Genomic DNA, 19523 nt, shown 5'->3' with positions numbered 1-19523 from the left:
GTTAATCGGTTGGGGTAACACGGGGGCGGTGTCCGACGATAGGGGCCAGGGGCAGCCAATCGCCCCTCCCGCCCACTCCGAGAGACCGAGCGTGCTCATACGACTGCTGCGGACCTATCTCAGGCCCTACAAGAAATCCATCGTGCTGCTGGTGGCGCTCCAGTTCCTGCAGACCTGCGCCACCCTCTACCTGCCGACCCTGAACGCCGACATCATCGACCACGGTGTCGTCAACGGGGACACCGGCTACATCCTGAGCTACGGCGCCCTGATGATCGGCATCTCGCTGGTGCAGGTCGTGTGCAACATCGGGGCCGTCTACTACGGCGCGCGGACCGCCGCCGCGCTCGGCCGGGACGTGCGCGGTGCCGTCTTCGACCGGGTGCAGACCTTCTCGGCCCGGGAGGTCGCGCACTTCGGCGCGCCGTCGCTGATCACCCGGACCACCAATGACGTGCAGCAGGTCCAGATGCTGGCCCTGATGACGTTCACGCTGATGGTGTCGGCGCCCATCATGTGCGTGGGCGGTGTGGTGCTGGCGCTGGGTCTGGACGTGCCGCTGTCCGGGGTGCTGGTCGCGGTGGTGCCGGTGCTGGTGATCTGCGTCACGCTGATCGTGCGGCGGCTGCGGCCGCTGTTCCGTTCGATGCAGGTGCGCCTTGACACCGTGAACCGGGTGCTGCGGGAGCAGATCACCGGCAACCGGGTCATTCGCGCGTTCGTGCGGGACGAGTACGAGCAGCGGCGGTTCCGGAAGGCGAACAGCGAGCTGACCGAGGTGGCGCTGGGCACCGGGAATCTGCTGGCGCTGATGTTCCCGGTGGTCATGACGACCGTGAACCTGTCGTCGATCGCGGTGGTCTGGTTCGGCGCGCACCGGATCGACAGCGGCGGGATGCAGATCGGTGATCTGACGGCGTTCCTCGCCTATCTGATGCAGATCGTGATGTCCGTGATGATGGCCACCTTCATGTTCATGATGGTGCCGCGCGCGGAGGTGTGCGCCGAGCGGATCGAGGAAGTGCTGGGCACCGAGAGCAGTGTGGTGCCGCCGCTCGCGCCGGTCACCGAGCTGCGCCGGCACGGGCATCTGGAGATCCGGGGGGCGGGCTTCCGCTACCCGGGCGCGGAGGAGCCGGTGCTGAGGAACATCCAGCTGGCGGCCCGGCCGGGCGAGACGACCGCCGTCATCGGCTCGACCGGCAGCGGCAAGTCCACGCTGCTCGGGCTGGTCCCCCGGCTGTTCGACGCCACCGACGGGGAGGTGCTGGTGGACGGGACCGACGTACGGACCCTCGATCAGAAGGTGCTGGCGAAGACGGTCGGGCTGGTGCCGCAGAAGCCATATCTGTTCGCGGGCACGGTCGCGACCAATCTGCGGTACGGCAATCCGGACGCCACCGACGAGGAGCTGTGGCACGCGTTGGAGGTGGCGCAGGCGAAGTCGTTCGTGGCGGGACTGGAGGGCGGGCTCGACGCGCCCATCGCGCAGGGCGGGACCAATGTGTCCGGCGGGCAGCGGCAGCGGCTGGCGATCGCCCGGACGCTGGTGCAGCGGCCGGAGATCTACCTCTTCGACGACTCCTTCTCCGCCCTGGACTACGCCACCGACGCCGCGCTGCGCGCCGCGCTCGCCGCGGAGACCGCGCAGGCGACCGTCGTCATCGTCGCCCAGCGGGTGTCGACGATCCGCGACGCCGACCGGATCGTCGTCCTGGACGAGGGCCGGGTGGTCGGCGCCGGACGGCACCACGAGCTGATGGCGGACAACGACACCTACCGGGAGATCGTGCTCTCCCAGCTCACGGAAGCGGAGGCTGCCTGATGGCCGGGCCGGCGGGGCGGATGATGGCCGGGGGCGGGCCGGACACCCGTTCGATGGATTTCAAGAACTCGGGCAAGCGGCTGGTGGGGCAGTTCCGGCCGGAGCGGCTGACGATCGGCCTGCTGCTGCTGTGCCTGGTGGTCAGCGTCGGCCTCAACGTGGTCGGGCCGAAGATCCTCGGCGAGGCCACCGACCTGGTGTTCGCCGGCATCATCGGGCGGGAGATGCCGTCCGGCGCCACCAAGGAGCAGGTGCTCCAGTCGATGCGGGAGCGCGGGGAGGGCAGCGTCGCCGACATGCTGCGCTCCACCGACTTCACGCCCGGCGAGGGCATCGACTTCACCGCCGTCGGACATGTGCTGCTGCTGGCGCTGGGCACCTTCCTGGTCGCCGGGCTGCTGATGGCGGTGGCCACCCGGCTGGTCAACCGGGCGGTCAACCGGACCATGTTCCGGCTGCGCGAGGACGTGCAGACCAAGCTGTCGCGGCTGCCGCTGTCCTACTTCGACAAGCGCCAGCGCGGCGAGGTGCTGAGCCGCGCCACCAACGACATCGACAACATCGGGCAGACCCTCCAGCAGTCGATGGGCCAGCTGATCAACTCGCTGCTGACCATCATCGGCGTGCTCGCGATGATGTTCTACGTGTCCTGGATCCTGGCGCTGGTCGCGCTGGTGACGGTGCCGCTGTCGTTCGTCGTCGCCACCCGGGTCGGCAAGCGGTCGCAGCCGCACTTCGTGCAGCAGTGGCGCTCCACCGGCACGCTGAACGCGCACATCGAGGAGATGTACACCGGGCACGCGCTGGTGAAGGTGTTCGGGCGGCAGGAGGAGTCGGCGGCGCAGTTCGCCGAGCAGAACGAGGCGCTGTACCAGGCCGGGTTCAAGGCGCAGTTCAACAGCGGGGTCATGCAGCCGCTGATGATGTTCGTGTCCAACCTGAACTACGTGCTGGTCGCCGTGGTCGGCGGGCTGCGGGTGGCGTCGGGGACGCTGTCCATCGGCGACGTCCAGGCGTTCATCCAGTACTCCCGGCAGTTCTCGATGCCGCTGACGCAGGTCGCCTCGATGGCCAACCTGGTGCAGTCCGGCGTCGCCTCCGCCGAGCGGGTCTTCGAACTGCTGGACGCCGAGGAGCAGTCGGCCGACCCGGCCGTGGCGGAGCGGCCGGCCGAGCTGCGCGGGCGGGTGGCCCTCGAGCACGTGTCGTTCCGGTACGACCCGGAGAAGCCGCTGATCGAGGATCTGTCGCTGACGGTGGAGCCGGGGCACACGGTCGCCATCGTCGGACCGACCGGGGCCGGCAAGACGACCCTGGTCAATCTGCTGATGCGGTTCTACGAGGTGTCCGGCGGGCGGATCACGCTGGACGGGGTCGACATCGCGCGGATGTCCCGGGACGAGCTGCGGGCCGGGATCGGGATGGTGCTCCAGGACACCTGGCTGTTCGGCGGCACCATCGCGGAGAACATCGCGTACGGCGCCGCGCGCGAGGTGACCCGCGGGGAGATCGAGGAGGCGGCGCGGGCCGCGCACGCCGACCGGTTCGTGCGGACGCTGCCGGACGGCTACGACACGGTGATCGACGACGAGGGCACCGGCGTGAGCGCCGGGGAGAAGCAGCTCATCACCATCGCGCGGGCGTTCCTGTCCGACCCGGTGATCCTGGTCCTGGACGAGGCGACGTCGTCGGTGGACACCCGGACCGAGGTGCTGATCCAGAAGGCGATGGCCAAGCTGGCGCACGGGCGGACCTCGTTCGTCATCGCGCACCGGCTCTCCACCATCCGGGACGCGGACACCATCCTCGTCATGGAGAACGGGTCGATCGTGGAGCAGGGCGCGCACGGCGAGCTGCTGGCGGCGGGCGGGGCGTACGCGCGGCTGTACCAGGCGCAGTTCGCGCAGGCGGTGGCCGAGGTGGATTAGCGCGTGGCGGACCGGAGCATCGACAGGGAGACCGTGTCGGCCAGGGCCTGCTGGCCGGCGATGTTGGCGTGGATGCCGTCGCCGGTGTCGTAGCGCGGGTCGATGCTGTTCGGCCGCACCGGGTCCTTGAGGACCTGGTCGAAGTGGAGCAGGCCGTCGCAGGTGCCGCCGCAGGTGTTCCACTGGGTGACGGCGTTGTTGACGGTCTGCCGGATCCGGTTGTGCTGGTCGGTGTAGCCGGGGCGCGGGGTGATCGGGGTGACGTACACCTCGATCCCCGCGGCGTGCAGGCGCTGGAAGGTGGTGCGGTAACTGGCCAGGATCTGTTCGGCGGCGCAGCCGGCCGGCAGGTCGTTGGTGCCGTAGTAGTACAGGACGCCGGTGACTCCGTGCAGGGACAGGACGTCCCGTTCGAGGCGGGCGCCGGCGTCCAGGCCGCGGACCGGGTCGGCCAGGTTCGGGCAGTCCGGCGCGCTGGTGGTGCCGTTGACGCCGGCGTTGGCGATCGCGAGCTGCCCCTCCGGCGGCAGTTCGGCGGTGATCCGGCGGGCCAGGTCGTCCGTCCAGCGGCGGTTGGTGCCCAGCTCCGTGCAGCCGCTGCCGCAGTTGGTGGAGCCGATGCCGTCGACCACCGAGCTGCCGTAGCCGACGACGGTGCCCTTGAGCCGGGGGTTGTGCACGTCGACGGCGGTGACCAGGTAGGTGGACTCGGTGGTCCGGGTGTAGGCGGCGGCGTCGGTGTCACCGGTGTGGTCGCCCGCGCCGGGCTCGGTGAGGTAGTTGGTGCGGAAGGCGGTCTCGTGCCGGCCGGGTACGACGGTGCCGGAGACGGACAGCGACACCGCGACGTCGCTCTGCGCGCGGGTGGTGAGCCGGGTGGCGTCGCTCCAGACCTCGCCGCCGGCGGGGACGACGACCCGGCGGCGGCCGTCGAAGGTGAGCGGGCTCGGACGTCCCTCGGTGGCGGCGCTCTTCGCGTCGGTGAGCGCGGCGGTGGCGGCGTCGACGGTGAGCGGGGTGGTGCCGAAGGTGTTCTGGACCCGGACGCGCACGGCGTCGCCGCCCTGGCTGAGGTGGGTGACCATGCGGACCGTCTGGTCGGTGAGGGCGGTCGGGGCGAGGCTGTGCTGGGCGGCCGACCAGGAGGTGAACCAGGAGCGGGCGGCGGTGCCGCCGCTGCCGCTGGCCTTGGCCGTGGTGCCCGAGACCAGGAGGGCCGCCGTGAGGAGCGTGAGGGCCACGGCGGCCACGGTCCGTCTCACCTCGGGGATCAGAAACATGGGTGCCTCGCCGGGGACGCCGTCGTCTTCACTTGCGGACGATCCTGTTCTGTCCCGTTCACCTCAGGAACAAACTTGCGAACCAGCTGAACTAGTCGAGGTAGCCGCGGAGTTGGTCCGCGAAGGCGTGGTCGCGGAGTTTGTTGAGGGTCTTGGACTCGATCTGGCGGATCCGTTCCCGGGTCACGCCGAAGATCCGGCCGATCTCCTCCAGGGTGCGGGGGCGGCCGTCGACCAGGCCGTAGCGGAGCTGGACCACCTTGCGTTCGCGCTCGCCGAGGGTGGAGAGCACCGCCTCCAGGTGCTCGCGCAGCAGCAGGAACGCGGCCGACTCGACCGGGCTGGCGGCGTCGCCGTCCTCGATCAGGTCGCCGAGCGCGACGTCGTCCTCCTCGCCGACCGGGGCGTGCAGCGAGACCGGCTCCTGGGCCAGCCGCAGCACCTCGCTGACCCGCTCGGGCAGCAGGTCGAGGTGGGCGGCGACCTCGGCCGGGGTCGGTTCGTAGCCGCGTTCCTGGAGCATCCGGCGCTGGACGCGGACGACCCGGTTGATCAGCTCCACGACGTGCACGGGCACCCGTATCGTGCGGGCCTGGTCGGCCAGGGCGCGGGACATGGCCTGGCGGATCCACCAGGTGGCGTAGGTGGAGAACTTGTAGCCGCGGGCGTAGTCGAACTTCTCCACCGCCCGGATCAGCCCCAGGTTGCCCTCCTGCACCAGGTCGAGCATGGTCAGGCCGCGGCCCACGTACCGCTTGGCGACGGAGACCACCAGCCGCAGGTTGGCCTCGATGAGGCGGCGCTTGGCCATCCGGCCCATGACGACCAGCCGGTCCAGGTCGTGGGCGAGGCGGCTGTCCAGGTCGGGGGCGCCGCTCAGCTTCTCCTCGGCGAACAGGCCGGCCTCCACCCGGCGGGCGAGTTCGACCTCCTCGGCCGCGGTGAGCAGCGGGATCCGGCCGATCTCCCGCAGGTACTGGCGGAACAGGTCCGAGGACGGCCCGCCGGTCTCGGCGCGGACGGGCGGCGGCGACGGCTCGACGGGTTCCGGCTCGGGTCCGGCGGCGGGTCCGGCGGCGGGTCCGGCGGCGGCCGGTTCCAGGACGTCGGCCGGCTCCAGGACTTCGGCCGGCGGGTCCTCCGGGTGGTGCGCGGCGCGGTGCTGGCCGGGTACCGCGGCCAGGACGTCTCCGTCCGGCTGGGCCTCGGCCGGTGGGCCGGCGGTGCTGCTGTCGTGCTGTGCGCGGGTCTGGGTCTGCACGGGTGCGACCTCCAGGGTGATCGCTGCCCGGCCGTGCGGCAGCGGTACTTCGGGGACGGAGTCGGCGGCCTCGCCGCTGCCCGTCCCGTACGCGTGGGTCGGAACCGCGGGGATCAGGGACCCGTCGGGGACGGGCCGGCCGCGCTCCGAGGACTCAGGCACCGGAACCAGTGTGGGGTACGACACAACTCCGCCACGAGGGGCGTGCGGTGACTTTTTGCGTCCGGTCCGTGACCGCGCGGTCATCTCCCCCACGGGTGCGCAGCCACCGCGAGTCGAAACCGCCCGGCGGCTCAGAGTGCGGCGGCACCCTGCTCGCGCAGCGCGCGGTCGTACTTCTCCAGCACCCACAACTCGTTCTGCACGGTGGCCAGTTCGGCCGGGTCGCCGCCGTTGCCCAGGCGGGTGAAGGTGGCGTGGATGTCGCGGATGCGGCGCTCCACGGCGCGCCGGCGGACCCGGACCAGCACCTCGCCGGCGTACACGTCGTCGACCGCGCGGCGCATGATCGCCTCCACCGCGAGTTCGGTGACCATCGCGCGGACGGTGTCGTCGGGGGCCGCCTCGCGCACCCGGACCAGGTACTCGTGCGGGTCGTCGACGCCGTACTCGGCGCCGCCCGCGTCCATGACCGCCTGGCGTACGGCGGCGTAGGGCGGGGCGGTGAACTCGTCGACGCCGTACGCGTCGAAGGCCGGGGAGACCAGTTCGGGGCGCTGGAGGGCGAGCTTGAGCAGTTCGCGTTCGGTGGCGTAGACGGGGTTGCGGAGGTTGAGGGCGGGGCCGCGGGGGCCGGCCGGGGCGGCGGCGTCGGCGTACTGCTGCTGGGGGCCGCGGGCCGGAGCGGGGCCCCGGTCGCCGCGCTCGCGGGCCCAGCGGGCGAGCTGGCCGACCCGCTTGACCACGAACTGGGTGTCCAGGATGCCGAGCATGCCGGCCAGCTGGACGGCGACCTCGTGCTGGGCGCCGCTGTTCTTGATCCGGGCGACGACGGGGGCCGCCTCGTCCAGAGCGGCGGCGCGGCCCGCCGGGGTGTCCAGGTCGTACCGGGCGACGATCTGCCGCAGCGCGAACTCGAACAGCGGCGTACGCGGCTGGACCAGGTCGGCGACCGCCTCGTCGCCCTTGGCCAGCCGCAGGTCGCAGGGGTCCATGTTGTCCGGCGCGATGGCGATGTACGTCTCGGCGGCGAACTTCTGGTCGTCCTCGAAGGCGCGCAGGGCCGCCTTCTGCCCGGCGGCGTCGCCGTCGAAGGTGAAGATCACCCGGGCGCTGCCGTTGTCCATCAGCAGCCGGCGCAGGATCTTGATGTGGTCGGTGCCGAAGGCGGTGCCGCAGGTGGCGATGGCCGTGGTCACACCGGCCAGGTGGCAGGCCATGACGTCGGTGTAGCCCTCGACGACGACCGCGCGGGACGCCTTGGCGATGTCCTTCTTGGCCAGGTCGATGCCGTAGAGGACCTGGGACTTGCGGTAGATCGGGGTCTCGGGGGTGTTCAGGTACTTCGGGCCGTTGTCCGCCTCGTAGAGCTTGCGGGCGCCGAAGCCGACCACCTCGCCGCCGATGTCGCGGATCGGCCACATCAGCCGGCCGCGGAAGCGGTCGATGGGCCCGCGCCGGCCTTCCTGCGCGAGCCCGGACAGCAGCAGCTCCTTGTCCGTGAAGCCCTTGCCGCGCAGGTAGCGGGTGAGGTGGTCCCAGCCCTGCGGGCTGTAGCCGACGCCGAAGTGCTGGGCGGCCCCCTGGTCGAAGCCGCGCTCGGCGAGGAAGATCCGGCCGGTGTCGGCCTCCGGGGAGGTCGCGAGCTGTTCCGCGTACCACTCGGCGGCGACCTTGTGCGCCTCGACCAGGCGGATGCGCTCGCCGCGCTGGTGGGAGGGGTTGTACCCGCCCTCCTCGTAACGCAGCGTGATGCCGGCCTGGCCGGCCAGCCGCTCGACCGCCTCCGAGAAGGTGAGGTGGTCGATCTTCATCACGAACGTGATGGTGTCGCCGCCCTCCTGGCAGCCGAAGCAGTGGAAGAACCCCTTGCTGGGGCTGACCTGGAAGGAGGGCGACTTCTCGTCGTGGAACGGGCACAGCCCCTTGAGGTTGCCGCCGCCCGCGCCCCGCAGCTGGAGGTACTCCGAGACGACGGCGTCGATCGGGACCGCGTCCCGTACCGCCTTCACGTCCTCGTCGTTGATCCGTCCAGCCACGTGCTGAGTCTACGGGGGCGGTACGACACTCAGCGGACGAGGCTTTCGAGGGGGACGCGCGGATCGGCCAGCGCCTCCACGTCCACCGGGGTTCCGTCCCGGATCAGCCGCTGGATCGGCGCTGTGACATCCCACACGTTCACGTTCATCCCGGCCAGCACCCGCCGGTCCTTCAGCCAGAACGCGATGAACTCCCGCTTGCCCGCGTCCCCCCGGATCACCACCTCGTCGTACGTCCCCGGCGGCGCCCATCCGCTGTACTCCATCCCCAGGTCGTACTGGTCGGAGAAGAAGTAGGGCACGCGGTCGTAGGTGATCTCCTTGCCCAGCATGGCGCGGGCGGCGGCCGGGCCGCCGTTCAGGGCGTTGGCCCAGTGCTCCACGCGCAGCCGGGTTGCCTGGGCGCGGGGGAAGGAGGCCACGTCGCCGGCGGCGAAAATGTCCGGGTCGCAGGTGCGCAGGCGCGCGTCGACGACGATGCCGCCGCCGTCGGCCGGGGCGGCGATCTCCAGGCCGGCCGCCTGGGCCAGCGCGACGCGCGGCGCGGCGCCGATCGCGGCGAGCACGTCGTGCGCGGGGTGCTCCTCGCCGTCGTCGGTGCGGGCGGCCAGCACCACGCCGTCCTGGCCGACGATCTCGGTGAGCGAGACGCCGAAGCGGAAGCGGACCCCGTGCGCCCGGTGCAGCTCGGCGAAGACGGCGCCCAGCTCGGGGCCGAGGACGCCGTGCAGCGGGGTCGGCGCGGACTCCACGACGGTGACCTCGGCGCCGTACTCGCGGGCCGCCGCCGCGACCTCCAGGCCGATCCAGCCGGCCCCGGCGATCACCAGGTGGCCGTTGTCCCGGCCGAGGGCGGCCAGCACGCCCTTGAGCCGCTCGGCGTGCGCGAGGCGGCGCAGGTGGTGGACGCCGGCCAGGTCGGTGCCGGGGACGTCGAGGCGGCGCGGCTCGGCGCCGGTGGCCAGCAGCAGCTTGTCGTAGCGGACCCGGGTGCCGTCGTCGCCGTAGCGGACGGTGCGGGTGGCGCGGTCGACGGCGACGACGGTCTGGCCGAGGTGCAGCTCGATGTCGTGGCGCGCGTACCAGGCGGGCTCGTGCACGAAGACGCTGTCGCGTTCCTCCTTGCCGAGGAGGTAGCCCTTGGAGAGCGGTGGGCGCTCGTAGGGGTGGTCGCGTTCGTCACAGATGAGGATCACCCGGCCGGTGAAGCCCTCCGCCCGGAGTGTCTCGGCCGCCTTGGCACCGGCCAGTCCTCCTCCGACGATGACGAATGTCTGATCAGCGTCGACCACTTGTTTGCCTCCTCGTCAGCGTTCCGCCACATGCGAGCGTCCCGCACCCGGCGGCCGCCGGGAAGGGGGGTGGTCCGATCAGCTCAGCCGGGCGTGCAGGGAGCGGGCCGAGGCGTCGGTGAGGGCGGCGATCTGGTCGACGAGCACCCGTTTGCGGGCCCGGTCGTCGGGCGCCTGGTCGAACAGGGCGCGGAACTGGGGGTCCAGGCCGTCCGGGGCCCGGCGGGTGAGGGCGGCGGCCAGTTCGGCGACGACGACGCGCTGGTCGGCGCGCAGGCGTTCCTGCTCGGCGCGCTGGATCACGTAGCGGTCGGCGACGGCCTTGAGGACGGCGCACTCCAGGCGGGTGGCGCGGGGCACGACCAGTTCGGCGGTGTAGCGGGTGAGGCGGCCGGTGCCGTACCGCTGCCGGGTGGCGGACTCGGCGGCCAGGCAGAAGCGGCCGATGAGCTGGCTGGTGGCGTCCTTCAGCCGGGCCTGGGCGGTCGCGGTGCCGTCGTAGCCGTGCGGCCACCAGTCCTGGGCGAGGAGGCGGTCGAGGGCGGCGGCGAGTTCGGCGGGGTCGGTGCCGGGTGGTGCGTAGCGGGTGCGGGCGGTCGCGAAGACTGCCGCGCGTTCTGGGTCGGCGAGCAGGCAGTTCGGGTCGATGTGGCCGGCGTGCAGGCCGTCCTCGACGTCGTGCACGGAGTACGCCACGTCGTCCGACCAGTCCATGACCTGGGCCTCGAAGCAGGTGCGGTGGTTGCCGGGGGCGGTGGCGCGGACCCAGTCGAAGACGGGGCGGTCGTCGTCGTAGACGCCGAACTTGGCCGACGCCGGGTCGGTGGGGTGGGCGGCCCTGGGCCACGGGTACTTGGTGGCGGCGTCCAGGGTGGCGCGGGTGAGGTTGAGGCCGACGGGGCCCTCGGGGGTGAAGCGTTTGGGTTCGATGCGGGTGAGGAGGCGCAGGGACTGGGCGTTGCCCTCGAAGCCGCCGCAGTCCTCGGCGAACTCGTTCAGCGCGGATTCGCCGTTGTGGCCGAACGGGGGGTGGCCGAGGTCGTGGGCGAGGCAGGCGGCTTCGACCAGGTCGGGGTCGCAGCCGAGGGCCGCGCCGAGTTCGCGGCCCACCTGGGCGCACTCCAGGGAGTGGGTGAGGCGGGTGCGGGGGCTGGCGTCCCAGGCGGGGGTGGGGTCGCCGGGGGTGACGACCTGGGTCTTGCCGGCGAGGCGGCGCAGGGCGGAGGAGTGGAGGATGCGGGCGCGGTCGCGTTGGAAGGCGGTGCGGCCTGGGCGTTTGTCGGGCTCGGGGGCCCAGCGGTGCGCTGACGTGGGGTCGTAGGGGGTTTGGGGTGCGGTGCCTTCCATGTCTTCGACAGTACGGGGGGTTCGGTTGTTTTCCGGGTGCGGGTGGGTTGTGGCTGCTCGCGCAGTTCCCCGCGCCCCTTAAGCCTGCTGCAGTTGCCCGGCGCCCCTTGGGGGCGCGGGGAACTGCGCGCCAAGCCACGACGCGCCCGCAGCGGGGAAACCGGCCCGTGTCTCGTCGTAGCGGTGCAGGAGCAGTTCTGCCATGGCGGGGTGGGTGCCCAGCGGGGCCGAGGCGATCCAAGGGGCCGCTGCCGCCGTCTCCGTCGCGAAGCGGCCCGGGGCGGTGAAGTAGGAGGCGAGGGCGATGCGACGGTGGCCGTCGGCGGTCAGGGACGCGAGCGCGGCCGGCACGGTCGGGGTGGCCGTGGAGGCGTAGGCGGGGAGTACCGGGACGCCGAGGCGGGCGGCGAGGAGGCGGGCCGTGCGGCCGGTGTCCGCGGCGGACGCCGGGTCGCGGGAGCCGGCCGCCGCCAAAACCACCGCGTCGCCGCGGCCCCCGTGCCAGCCGGCCTCGGTGAGGCGGGCGTGCAGGGCGTCGACGAGGAGGGGGTGCGGGCCGAGCGGGCGCGCCACCCGGGCCCGTACCGGAAAGGCGGCGGCCGTCTCGGGGATGTCCCGCTTGACGTGGTAGCCGCGGCTGAGCAGGAGCGGAACGAGGACCGCCTCGCGGTCGCCGAGCGCGGCCAGCGTGTCGGAGAGGAGCGGTTCGTTCAGCTCGATGTGCCCGAGGTGGACGGCGAGGCCGGGGCGCAGGGCGCGGACCTGGTCCAGCAGGGCGCGTACGGTGCGCAGCGCGCGGGGGTCGCGGCTGCCGTGGGCCACGACGACCAGGGCGGGGTCGTGCGCGGGGCCCGGCAGTGGCGGTGGCGGGAAGGTCGTCGTCATGGGTCGATGGTCGCCGGGGGAGGTTGCCGCCCCGTTGCACGGGGGTCACGGGTGTTTTCCGGGGGTTCACGGTGGGGTGGGCGGGGGTGTGAGGCGGGGCGAGGGCGGGTTCGGCTGCGGTTTTCGGGGCGGGGTGAACCGTGCGGGCCGGTGCGGCGTCCCTGGGGAGCGGGAGTGACGGTCCACGGAAGGAGTCCGATGCGTCCGATGCGTCTACTGCGTCCGATGCGTCCGCTGCGCAGACCGCGGCTGCCGCGTACCCGGGCCGGGCGACGGCGGCTGGTGCGGGCCGTGGTGGCGGTGTGCGTGCTGGCGCTGCTGCCCGCGACGTGGCTGCGGCTCGGGACCGGCGACCGGCTGGGCACCCTCGCCGACGCGCCGCGCACCGACGTGGCCGTCGTCTTCGGCGCGGGGCTGTGGGACGACGAGCCGTCGCCGTATCTCGCGCACCGGCTGGACGCGGCGGCGCGGCTGTACCGGGCGGGCCGCGTCGAGGTGGTGCTGGTCACCGGCGACAACAGCCGCGCGGACTACGACGAGCCGGACGCGATGCGCGGATATCTGGTCCGGCACGGGGTGCCGGACCAGCGGATCGTCAGTGACTACGCCGGGTTCGACACCTGGGACTCGTGTGTCCGGGCGAAGAAGATCTTCGGGGTCGACCGGGCCGTCCTGATCAGTCAGGGCTTCCACATCCGGCGGGCGGTGGCGCTGTGCGAGGCGGCGGGGGTGTCGTCGTACGGCGTCGGGGCGGCCGACGAGCACGATGTGACCTGGTACTACGGGGCCGCCCGCGAGGTCTTCGCGGCGGGGAAGGCGGCGCTGGACGTGGTGTTCGAGCCCGATCCGCGTTTCCTCGGGCCGCGGGAGCCCGGGGTGGCGCGGGCGCTGCGGGCCGCCGGGCGCTGACCTCACGGCGGCGGCGGGGCGGCGGGGAGGTGGCCGTCCCGGCCGTGTAACAAGGAGCCGCCGGGGCGCGTAACACGCCCGACGCACTGTGGATGACATGCAGAACTCCGCGACGCCGATTCCCACGCACTGTCCGTACTGCGCCCTGCAGTGCGGGATGAATCTGACGCCCGCCGGTGACGGGACCGTCGAGGTGACCGAGCGCGCGGACTTCCCGGTGAACCGGGGGGCGCTGTGCGGCAAGGGCCGGACCGCGCCGGCCGTGCTGTCCTCGCGGGTGCGGCTGACGTCGCCGCTGGTCCGCGAGGGCGGTGAGCTGGTTCCGGCCACCTGGGACGAGGCGCTGGACCGGATCGCCGGGGCGCTCGGGTCGGTCCGCGACCGGTACGGCGCGGACGCGCTCGGGGTGTTCGGCGGCGGTGGGCTGACCAACGAGAAGGCGTACGCGCTGGGGAAGTTCGCCCGGGTGGTGCTGGGGACCTCGCAGATCGACTACAACGGGCGGTTCTGCATGTCGTCGGCGGCGGCGGCCGGTACGAAGGCGTTCGGGCTCGACCGGGGGCTGCCGTTTCCGCTGGAGGACATTCCGAAGACCGGGTGCGTGATCCTGGTCGGCTCGAACCTCGCCGAGACGATGCCGCCCTCGCTGCGCTTCTTCAACGAGCTGAAGGAGAACGGCGGCACGCTGATCGTCGTCGATCCGCGCCGGACGAAGACCGCCGAGCAGGCCGACCTGCACCTGGCGCCCCGGCCGGGTACCGATCTGGCGCTGGCGCTCGGGCTGCTGCACCTGGTCGTCGCCGAGGGGCGGGTGGACGAGGCGTACGTGGCCGAGCGGACCTCCGGGTGGGCCGAGGCCAGGGCGGCGGCGATGGCGCACTGGCCGGAGTACGTGGAGCGGATCACCGGCGTGCCGGTGCCGGAGCTGCGGGCGGCGGTGCGGATGTTCTGCGCGCCCGAGGCGGCGATGGTGCTGACCGCGCGCGGGCCGGAGCAGCAGTCCAAGGGCACGGACACGGTGGGCGCGTGGATCAACCTGTGCCTGGCGACCGGGCGGGCCGGGCGGCCACTGTCCGGGTACGGCTGTCTGACCGGGCAGGGCAACGGGCAGGGCGGGCGGGAGCACGGGCAGAAGGCCGACCAGTTGCCCGGCTACCGGAAGCTGACCGATCCCGAGGCGCGGCGGCATGTGGCCGAGGTGTGGGGGGTGGACCCGGACTCGCTGCCGGGGCCGGGGCGCAGTGCGTACGAGTTGCTGGACGCGCTGGGTTCGGACATCCGTTCCCTGCTGCTGATGGGGTCCAACCCGGTGGTCTCGGCGCCGCGCGCGGCCCATGTCGAGTCGCGGTTGCGGTCGCTGGACTTCCTGGCCGTGTGCGACGTGGTGCTGTCGGAGACGGCGGAGCTGGCGGACGTGGTGCTGCCGGTGACGCAGTGGGCGGAGGAGACCGGGACGACGACCAGTCTGGAGGGGCGGGTGCTGTTGCGGCGGCGGGCGATCAGCCCGCCGGACGGTGTCCGCAGCGACCTGGAGGTGCTGCACGAGCTGGCCGACCGGCTCGGGGTGGAGAAGGGGTTTCCGGCCGATCCGGAGGAGGTGTTCGAGGAACTGCGGCGGGCCAGTGCGGGCGGGATCGCGGACTACTCCGGGATCAGTTACGGGCGGCTGATGGAGGAGGGCGGGGTGTTCTGGCCGTGTCCGGTCGAGGACACGGCGGACACGGCGGACACGGCGGACGCGGCGGACGCGGCGGTCCATCCCGGTACGCCCCGGCTCTTCCTGGACCGGTTCGCCACGGAGGACGGGCGGGCGCGGTTCGTGCCGGTCTCGCACCGGCCGTCCGCCGAGGAGCCCGATGACGAGTACCCGGTGCTGCTCACCACCGGGCGGGTGGTGGCGCAGTACCAGTCCGGGGCGCAGACCCGGCGGGTGGACGAGTTGAACGCGGCGGCGCCGGGGCCGTTCGTGGAGCTGCATCCCCGGCTGGCGGCGCGGATCGGAGCGGTGGAGGGGGGACCGGTGACGGTCGTCTCGCGGCGGGGGCGGGCGGTGGCGCCGGCCCGGATCACGACGGGGATCCGGCCGGACACGGTGTTCATGCCGTTCCACTGGCCGGGCGAAGGGCGGGCGAACACGTTGACGAATCCGGCACTGGATCCGACGTCTCGGATGCCGGAGTTCAAGGTGTGCGCGGTGCGGGTGGAGGCGGGGTCGTAGCACGCGGTACGTCCAGCTCGCACCAGACGCTTTTGCCGACCGTGCGGGCGGCTGTGCCCCAACGGTCGGACAGCGCACCCACGATGCACAGTCCGCGTCCGGACGTCGCGTCCCCGGGGACGTCACGGGGGCGGGGCAGGAGTTCGCCCCTCGGGTCGGAGACGTCGATGCGCAGGGTGTGCGGGAACAGGCTGAGTTCGACCGGGAGGAGGCGGTCGTGGAGACAGCCGTGCAGTACGGCGTTGCCGCCGAGCTCGGAGACGAGGAGGGCGGCGTCGGGGGCGAGTTCTGGCCGGTCCCATTCGATGAGGAGCCGTGGGCACGGCGGCGGGCGAGGGTGACGCTTCTGGGCAGGGGGGTGTAGTCGACGCGGTCGTAGTGGAGGGGTCGTTCCTTGCGCACGGCAGCGGGTCTGACCCAGCCGCAGGCCGCCAAGGCACTCTCCGCCTCCACAGCGAAGGTCGCCAAGCTGGAGGCAGGCTGGGTTCCCGTCCGCGCCCCGGACATCCGGGCGCTGTGCGAGACGTACGGCGTCCATGACCCCGGCGTTGTCGGGGGGTTGCTGGAACTTGCCAAGGCCGACCGCGAACGCCGTAAGGCCAAGGGCTGGTGGGACGGCCACAGGGTGCACGGGGTCATGCGGGAGTACGTCGCGCTGGAGAACGCGGCGACGTCGATCAAGGCGTGGCAGCCGGCCTTCATCCCCGGTCTGCTGCAAACCGCCGACTACGTAAGGGCGTTGCGGAACACCTCCATCACTTCCGTAGCCATGAGGAGGCAGTCCGACGAGGACTTCGTCGCGGCTCGCGTGGCCCGTCAGCAGTGCCTGCACAACGACACGCCGCTGGTATTCCGCACGGTGATCTACGAAGCCGTACTGCGCAACTTCCCCGGCGGTCCGGGAACGGCTCGCGGCCAGCTCGATCACCTGTGCCACCTGGCCGATCTGCCCAACATCAGCATCCATGTCTTCCCGTTCGACGCGGGCACGCACTTCGGCTTGAACGGGCCGTTCAACGTCATCTCGTTCGCCGAACCCGGCGCCATGGACGTCGTGTACGTGGAGGCGCCCTTCGCACAGAGGTGGGTGGAGGGCGGGGGCGAGGCTGCGGCCTACGATGAACTGTTCGAGTTGATCACTGAACGGTCCCTCGGTGAGCGGGAGTCCGTAACCCTCCTCCACCGTCTCCGGAAGGAGTTCTGAGCCGTGCACGGCTTCGTCTTCCGCAAGTCCAGTCACAGCGATCCGGAAGCGGAGTGCGACCGACGCTTCGTCTTCGGCCGGTTGCATGGCGGGTGTTTCAGGCGGCCGTTCGTGAGGGTGGGCTGTAAGGGCTCGAATGAGCGGGGTGTGGACGGTTAGGGGTGAAGTGTTAGCAGGTCGGCGTCGGGGACGCGCCGGGTCGGCTCAGCGGCTGCCCCTGGACGGACCACCCCTACTGAAAAGCGTCAACAATCCGGACCGTGCCGTCCCCCACCCGCTCATCCGAGACCCACCGTCCTGACCACCGTATGGACTCACCACCGTATGGACTAACCACCGTACGGGCGTCGTTCCTTCGCCTCCTTCAAGGCCCTCCCCCACCACACCAACTGGTCCAGCATCGTCTTCGCCGCCGCGTCCGGGCCCGCGGGGTCCTTCAGGAGGCCCTCGTCATCGAAGGCGGCGCCCGCGTTGTGGAAGGAGACGGTGTCCCGGATCGTCACGGCGTGCAGTTCGGCGAAGACCTGCCGCAGGTGTTCCGCCGCGCGGACGCCGCCGGCCAAGCCGCCGTAGGTGACCAGGGCGACGGGCTTGGCCTGCCAGGGGGAGTAGTGCCAGTCGATGAGGTTCTTCAGGGCCGCCGGGAAGGAGTGGTTGTACTCGGGGGTGAGGACGACGAAGGCGTCCGCCGCTTCCAGCCGGGGGGTGATTCCGGCCAGCGCGGTGTCCGTCTGCGGGGAGCGGGCGAAGGTCGTCGGGAGGTCGGTCGCGGCGGTGTCGATCACCTCGGTGGTCAGGTCCGCGCGGGCGCGGGCGCGGGCCAGGAGCCAGTCGGCGACGACCGGGCCGAAGCGGCCGTCGCGGTTGCTGCCGATGATGAGGGTCGTGCGCAAGGGCTTCATGGCGAGCAGCCTGGTACCTCGACTTTGGTTGAGGTCAAGTCGGGGGGCGAGTGGTCACCCGTTCACCCTCCCCAGAGAGCGGCGCGGGACCGGTGCCACTTTCCTCGGAGGGGCAGGGGTCACCGAACAGCTCGAAGGAGCAGCAACGATGCGACGTACCGCCCGCCTGCTGACCGGTACCGCACTCGCCGCGGCCGGCGCCGGTCTCCTCGCCGCGGGGCCCGCGTACGGCGGGGAGAGCGGTGATCCGTCCGGTGCGCTGTCGCTGCGGCCGTCCTCCGTGGTGCCGGGCGACCGGGCGGCGGCGGACACCGAGGCGTGCGGGGCGGGTGGGACCGCGGCGGGAGACGCCAGTGCGGTGGGGGCCGGTGCGTTCACGCTGGCGGCGGAGGCCGACGCGGGCGCGACGACCGGCGGGTTCCGGGTGCCGCCGGGCGCGCAGCCGGGGACGTACGAGATCGTCGTCACCTGTGCGGGCAGCGGCAAAGAGGTCACGGGGGACCTCGTGGTCACTCTGTCGTCGGGGGCCCAGGTGTACCCCAAGGGGAGCGTGAAGACGGGGGTCGGTGGTGCCTTGGGCCCCGATCCCGTGCAGACCGCGGCCGGTGTGGCGGCTCTGGCCGTCGCCGCCGCGGGCGGTACCTGGCTCCTGCATCGCCGGGCGAGAGGCGACGGGATCTGACGGGCGTCCTCCGCCGCCCGCCGGCCGGTACCGCACTTCCCCACCCCTCCGGGTCCGACGCCCCTCGCGGCCCGGAGGGGACACGGGGTGAAGGGAGAGAGGGTGAGGGGTCGTCATGCGCCGTAGGGTCGGCAACACCGTCATAGCGGGCGTCACCGCCGTCGCCCTGTGCTCGGGGGCCTGGCTGCTGTGGGGGGACGCCGGGGCCGGGCCGCCGCAGCCGGCCGCCGCCGAGGCCCGTGCCGGGCAGGGACAGGAGGCCGTGGTGGCGCCCGCGCTGCCGCCGTCGCCGCCCGACCGGGTCCGTATCCCGGTGATCGGGGTCAATGCCCCGCTGACGGGCCTCGGACTGACCCCGGGCGGCAGCCTCGACGTGCCGCCCGCCGAGGACGACAACCTCGCCGGCTGGTACGAGGCCGGCACCACCCCGGGCGAGACGGGGACCGCGATCGTCGCCGGGCACGTCGACAACGCCGAGGGGCCGGCCGTCTTCTACCGGCTCGGCGCGCTGAAGCGGGGGGCCGCCGTCGAGGTGGACCGGCGGGACGGGTCCGTGGCCGTGTTCAGTGTGGACGCGGTGGAGGTGTACGACGCCGCGGACTTCCCCGACGAGAAGGTTTACGGGCGGGCGGCGCGGCCCGAGTTGCGGGTCATCACGTGCGGGGGCGGGTGGTCGCGCGGCCGGGGGTACGAGGGGAATGTCGTCGTCTTCGCCCATCTGACCGGCGTTCGCCGGTGATCCGGCTCAGGCCAGCCACTGCTCGTAGGCCAGGTTCGCCACCAGGGCGAAGACCACGGTGAGCAGGACGATCCGGACGAAGCCGCTGCCCTGCTTGAGGGCGGTGCGGGCGCCCAGCATGCCGCCGGTCAGGTTGAAGACGGCCATCAGGGCGGCCAGTTGCCACAGCACCGCGCCCTGCCAGGCGAAGGTGGCGAGCGCGCCCGCGTTGGTGCAGCAGTTGACGATCTTGGCGGTGGCGGAGGCGGTGACCAGATCGAGGTGGAGGACGGCGGTGAGTGCCAGGACCAGGAAGGTGCCGGTGCCGGGGCCGATCAGGCCGTCGTAGAAGCCGATGCCGAGGCCCGCGAGGGCGATGGCGGAGATGGTCTGGCGGCGGGTGGCCGGGCCGGGGGCGGGGGCGGTGCCGAAGGCCGGGCGGAGGATGACGAACGCGGCGACCGCGAGCAGGACCACCATGATGACCGGCTTCAGGACCTCGGTGCTCATGCCGGCCGCGAAGAACGCGCCGGCCGAGGAGCCGGCCAGGGCCGCCAGGCCGATGCGGACGGCGCGCCGGACGTCGACCGGCGCCTTGCGAGCGTAGGTCACCGCCGCGCCCGTGGTGCCTACGATCGCCACCGCCTTGTTGGTGCCCAGCGCGTGCGCGGCCGGGGTGCCGGCGGGCAGGCCGAGCAGCAGGACGGGCAGCAGCAGGAGCCCGCCGCCGCCGACCACGGCGTCGATCCAGCCGGCGGCGAGGGCCGCCAGGCAGAGCAGAGCGATCATGGTCAGCGATATGTCCGGCATGATCATGACGATAGCCCGAGGAGCTGGGGGCGCCTCACACCCGGCCCCGGCTCCGGCTGAGGGC

15 protein-coding genes are annotated in these 19523 nt (G+C 72.4%); 7 read left to right on the top strand and 8 right to left on the bottom strand.

What is annotated here, in order from left to right; all coding sequences use genetic code 11:
- Nucleotides 1–91: 91 nt before the first annotated feature.
- Entirely contained in the window at nt 92–1825 is a 1734-nt protein-coding gene (locus ACTT8P_RS15580; RefSeq protein ID WP_442832235.1) for an ABC transporter ATP-binding protein, read from the top strand.
- Nucleotides 1825–3753: an ABC transporter ATP-binding protein gene (locus ACTT8P_RS15575; protein WP_442832234.1), complete on the top strand. Its 1929-nt coding sequence runs from the start codon at nt 1825–1827 to the stop codon at nt 3751–3753. The genes ACTT8P_RS15580 and ACTT8P_RS15575 overlap by 1 nt, the downstream gene beginning before the upstream one ends.
- On the opposite strand, the gene ACTT8P_RS15570 is transcribed toward ACTT8P_RS15575, so the two are convergent.
- From ACTT8P_RS15570 to ACTT8P_RS15545, 6 genes are all read right to left on the bottom strand, one after another.
- Entirely contained in the window at nt 3750–4994 is a 1245-nt protein-coding gene (locus ACTT8P_RS15570; RefSeq protein ID WP_442832233.1) for a GDSL-type esterase/lipase family protein, read from the bottom strand. The two genes, ACTT8P_RS15575 and ACTT8P_RS15570, sit on opposite strands and share 4 nt — an antisense overlap.
- A 130-nt stretch (nt 4995–5124) precedes the next feature.
- Complete coding sequence (locus tag ACTT8P_RS15565) at nt 5125–6456, bottom strand: RNA polymerase sigma factor (protein WP_442832232.1); 1332 nt, start codon at nt 6454–6456, stop codon at nt 5125–5127.
- Nucleotides 6457–6587: 131 nt separating this feature from the next.
- Entirely contained in the window at nt 6588–8492 is a 1905-nt protein-coding gene (dnaG, locus tag ACTT8P_RS15560; RefSeq protein WP_442832231.1) for a DNA primase, read from the bottom strand.
- A 29-nt stretch (nt 8493–8521) separates the two neighbouring features.
- The gene (locus ACTT8P_RS15555; protein ID WP_442832230.1) at nt 8522–9784 is read right to left on the bottom strand and encodes an NAD(P)/FAD-dependent oxidoreductase; all 1263 of its coding nucleotides are present in this window, start codon (nt 9782–9784) and stop codon (nt 8522–8524) included.
- Between the two features lie 78 nt (nt 9785–9862).
- Entirely contained in the window at nt 9863–11131 is a 1269-nt protein-coding gene (locus ACTT8P_RS15550) for a deoxyguanosinetriphosphate triphosphohydrolase (RefSeq protein ID WP_442832229.1), read from the bottom strand.
- 78 nt (nt 11132–11209) lie between these two features.
- Nucleotides 11210–12016 carry a sirohydrochlorin chelatase gene (locus ACTT8P_RS15545; RefSeq protein WP_442832228.1) on the bottom strand — a complete coding sequence of 269 codons (807 nt, stop codon included), beginning with the start codon at nt 12014–12016 and terminating at the stop codon, nt 11210–11212.
- 207 nt (nt 12017–12223) lie between these two features.
- Between ACTT8P_RS15545 and ACTT8P_RS15540 the strand changes: the two genes are divergently transcribed.
- The 3 genes from ACTT8P_RS15540 to ACTT8P_RS15530 all read left to right on the top strand — a co-directional run bounded on the left by ACTT8P_RS15540 (nt 12224) and on the right by ACTT8P_RS15530 (nt 16347).
- Complete coding sequence (locus ACTT8P_RS15540; RefSeq protein WP_442832227.1) at nt 12224–12925, top strand: SanA/YdcF family protein; 702 nt, start codon at nt 12224–12226, stop codon at nt 12923–12925.
- Nucleotides 12926–13022: 97 nt separating this feature from the next.
- Nucleotides 13023–15143: a molybdopterin oxidoreductase family protein gene (locus ACTT8P_RS15535; RefSeq protein ID WP_442832226.1), complete on the top strand. Its 2121-nt coding sequence runs from the start codon at nt 13023–13025 to the stop codon at nt 15141–15143.
- A gap of 394 nt (nt 15144–15537) precedes the next feature.
- Complete coding sequence (locus tag ACTT8P_RS15530; protein ID WP_442832225.1) at nt 15538–16347, top strand: helix-turn-helix domain-containing protein; 810 nt, start codon at nt 15538–15540, stop codon at nt 16345–16347.
- A 329-nt stretch (nt 16348–16676) separates the two neighbouring features.
- On the opposite strand, the gene ACTT8P_RS15525 is transcribed toward ACTT8P_RS15530, so the two are convergent.
- Nucleotides 16677–17249, bottom strand: a complete 573-nt coding sequence (locus tag ACTT8P_RS15525; protein ID WP_442832224.1) for an NADPH-dependent FMN reductase — start codon at nt 17247–17249, stop codon at nt 16677–16679.
- 148 nt (nt 17250–17397) lie between these two features.
- Between ACTT8P_RS15525 and ACTT8P_RS15520 the strand changes: the two genes are divergently transcribed.
- A complete protein-coding gene (locus ACTT8P_RS15520; RefSeq protein ID WP_442832223.1) occupies nt 17398–17931 on the top strand; it encodes a hypothetical protein in 534 nt (177 codons plus the stop codon).
- 115 nt (nt 17932–18046) lie between these two features.
- Complete coding sequence (locus ACTT8P_RS15515) at nt 18047–18670, top strand: class F sortase (protein WP_442832222.1); 624 nt, start codon at nt 18047–18049, stop codon at nt 18668–18670.
- Between the two features lie 6 nt (nt 18671–18676).
- On the opposite strand, the gene ACTT8P_RS15510 is transcribed toward ACTT8P_RS15515, so the two are convergent.
- Complete coding sequence (locus ACTT8P_RS15510; RefSeq protein WP_442832221.1) at nt 18677–19459, bottom strand: sulfite exporter TauE/SafE family protein; 783 nt, start codon at nt 19457–19459, stop codon at nt 18677–18679.
- Nucleotides 19460–19523 lie beyond the last annotated feature (64 nt).

It is taken from the genome of Streptomyces sp. JW3, from assembly GCF_052216785.1.
In the GTDB taxonomy this organism is placed as follows: Bacteria; Actinomycetota; Actinomycetes; order Streptomycetales; family Streptomycetaceae; genus Streptomyces.
The sequence above is the reverse complement of the archived record's forward strand: the minus strand, read 5'-3'. Positions and strand labels throughout refer to the sequence as shown.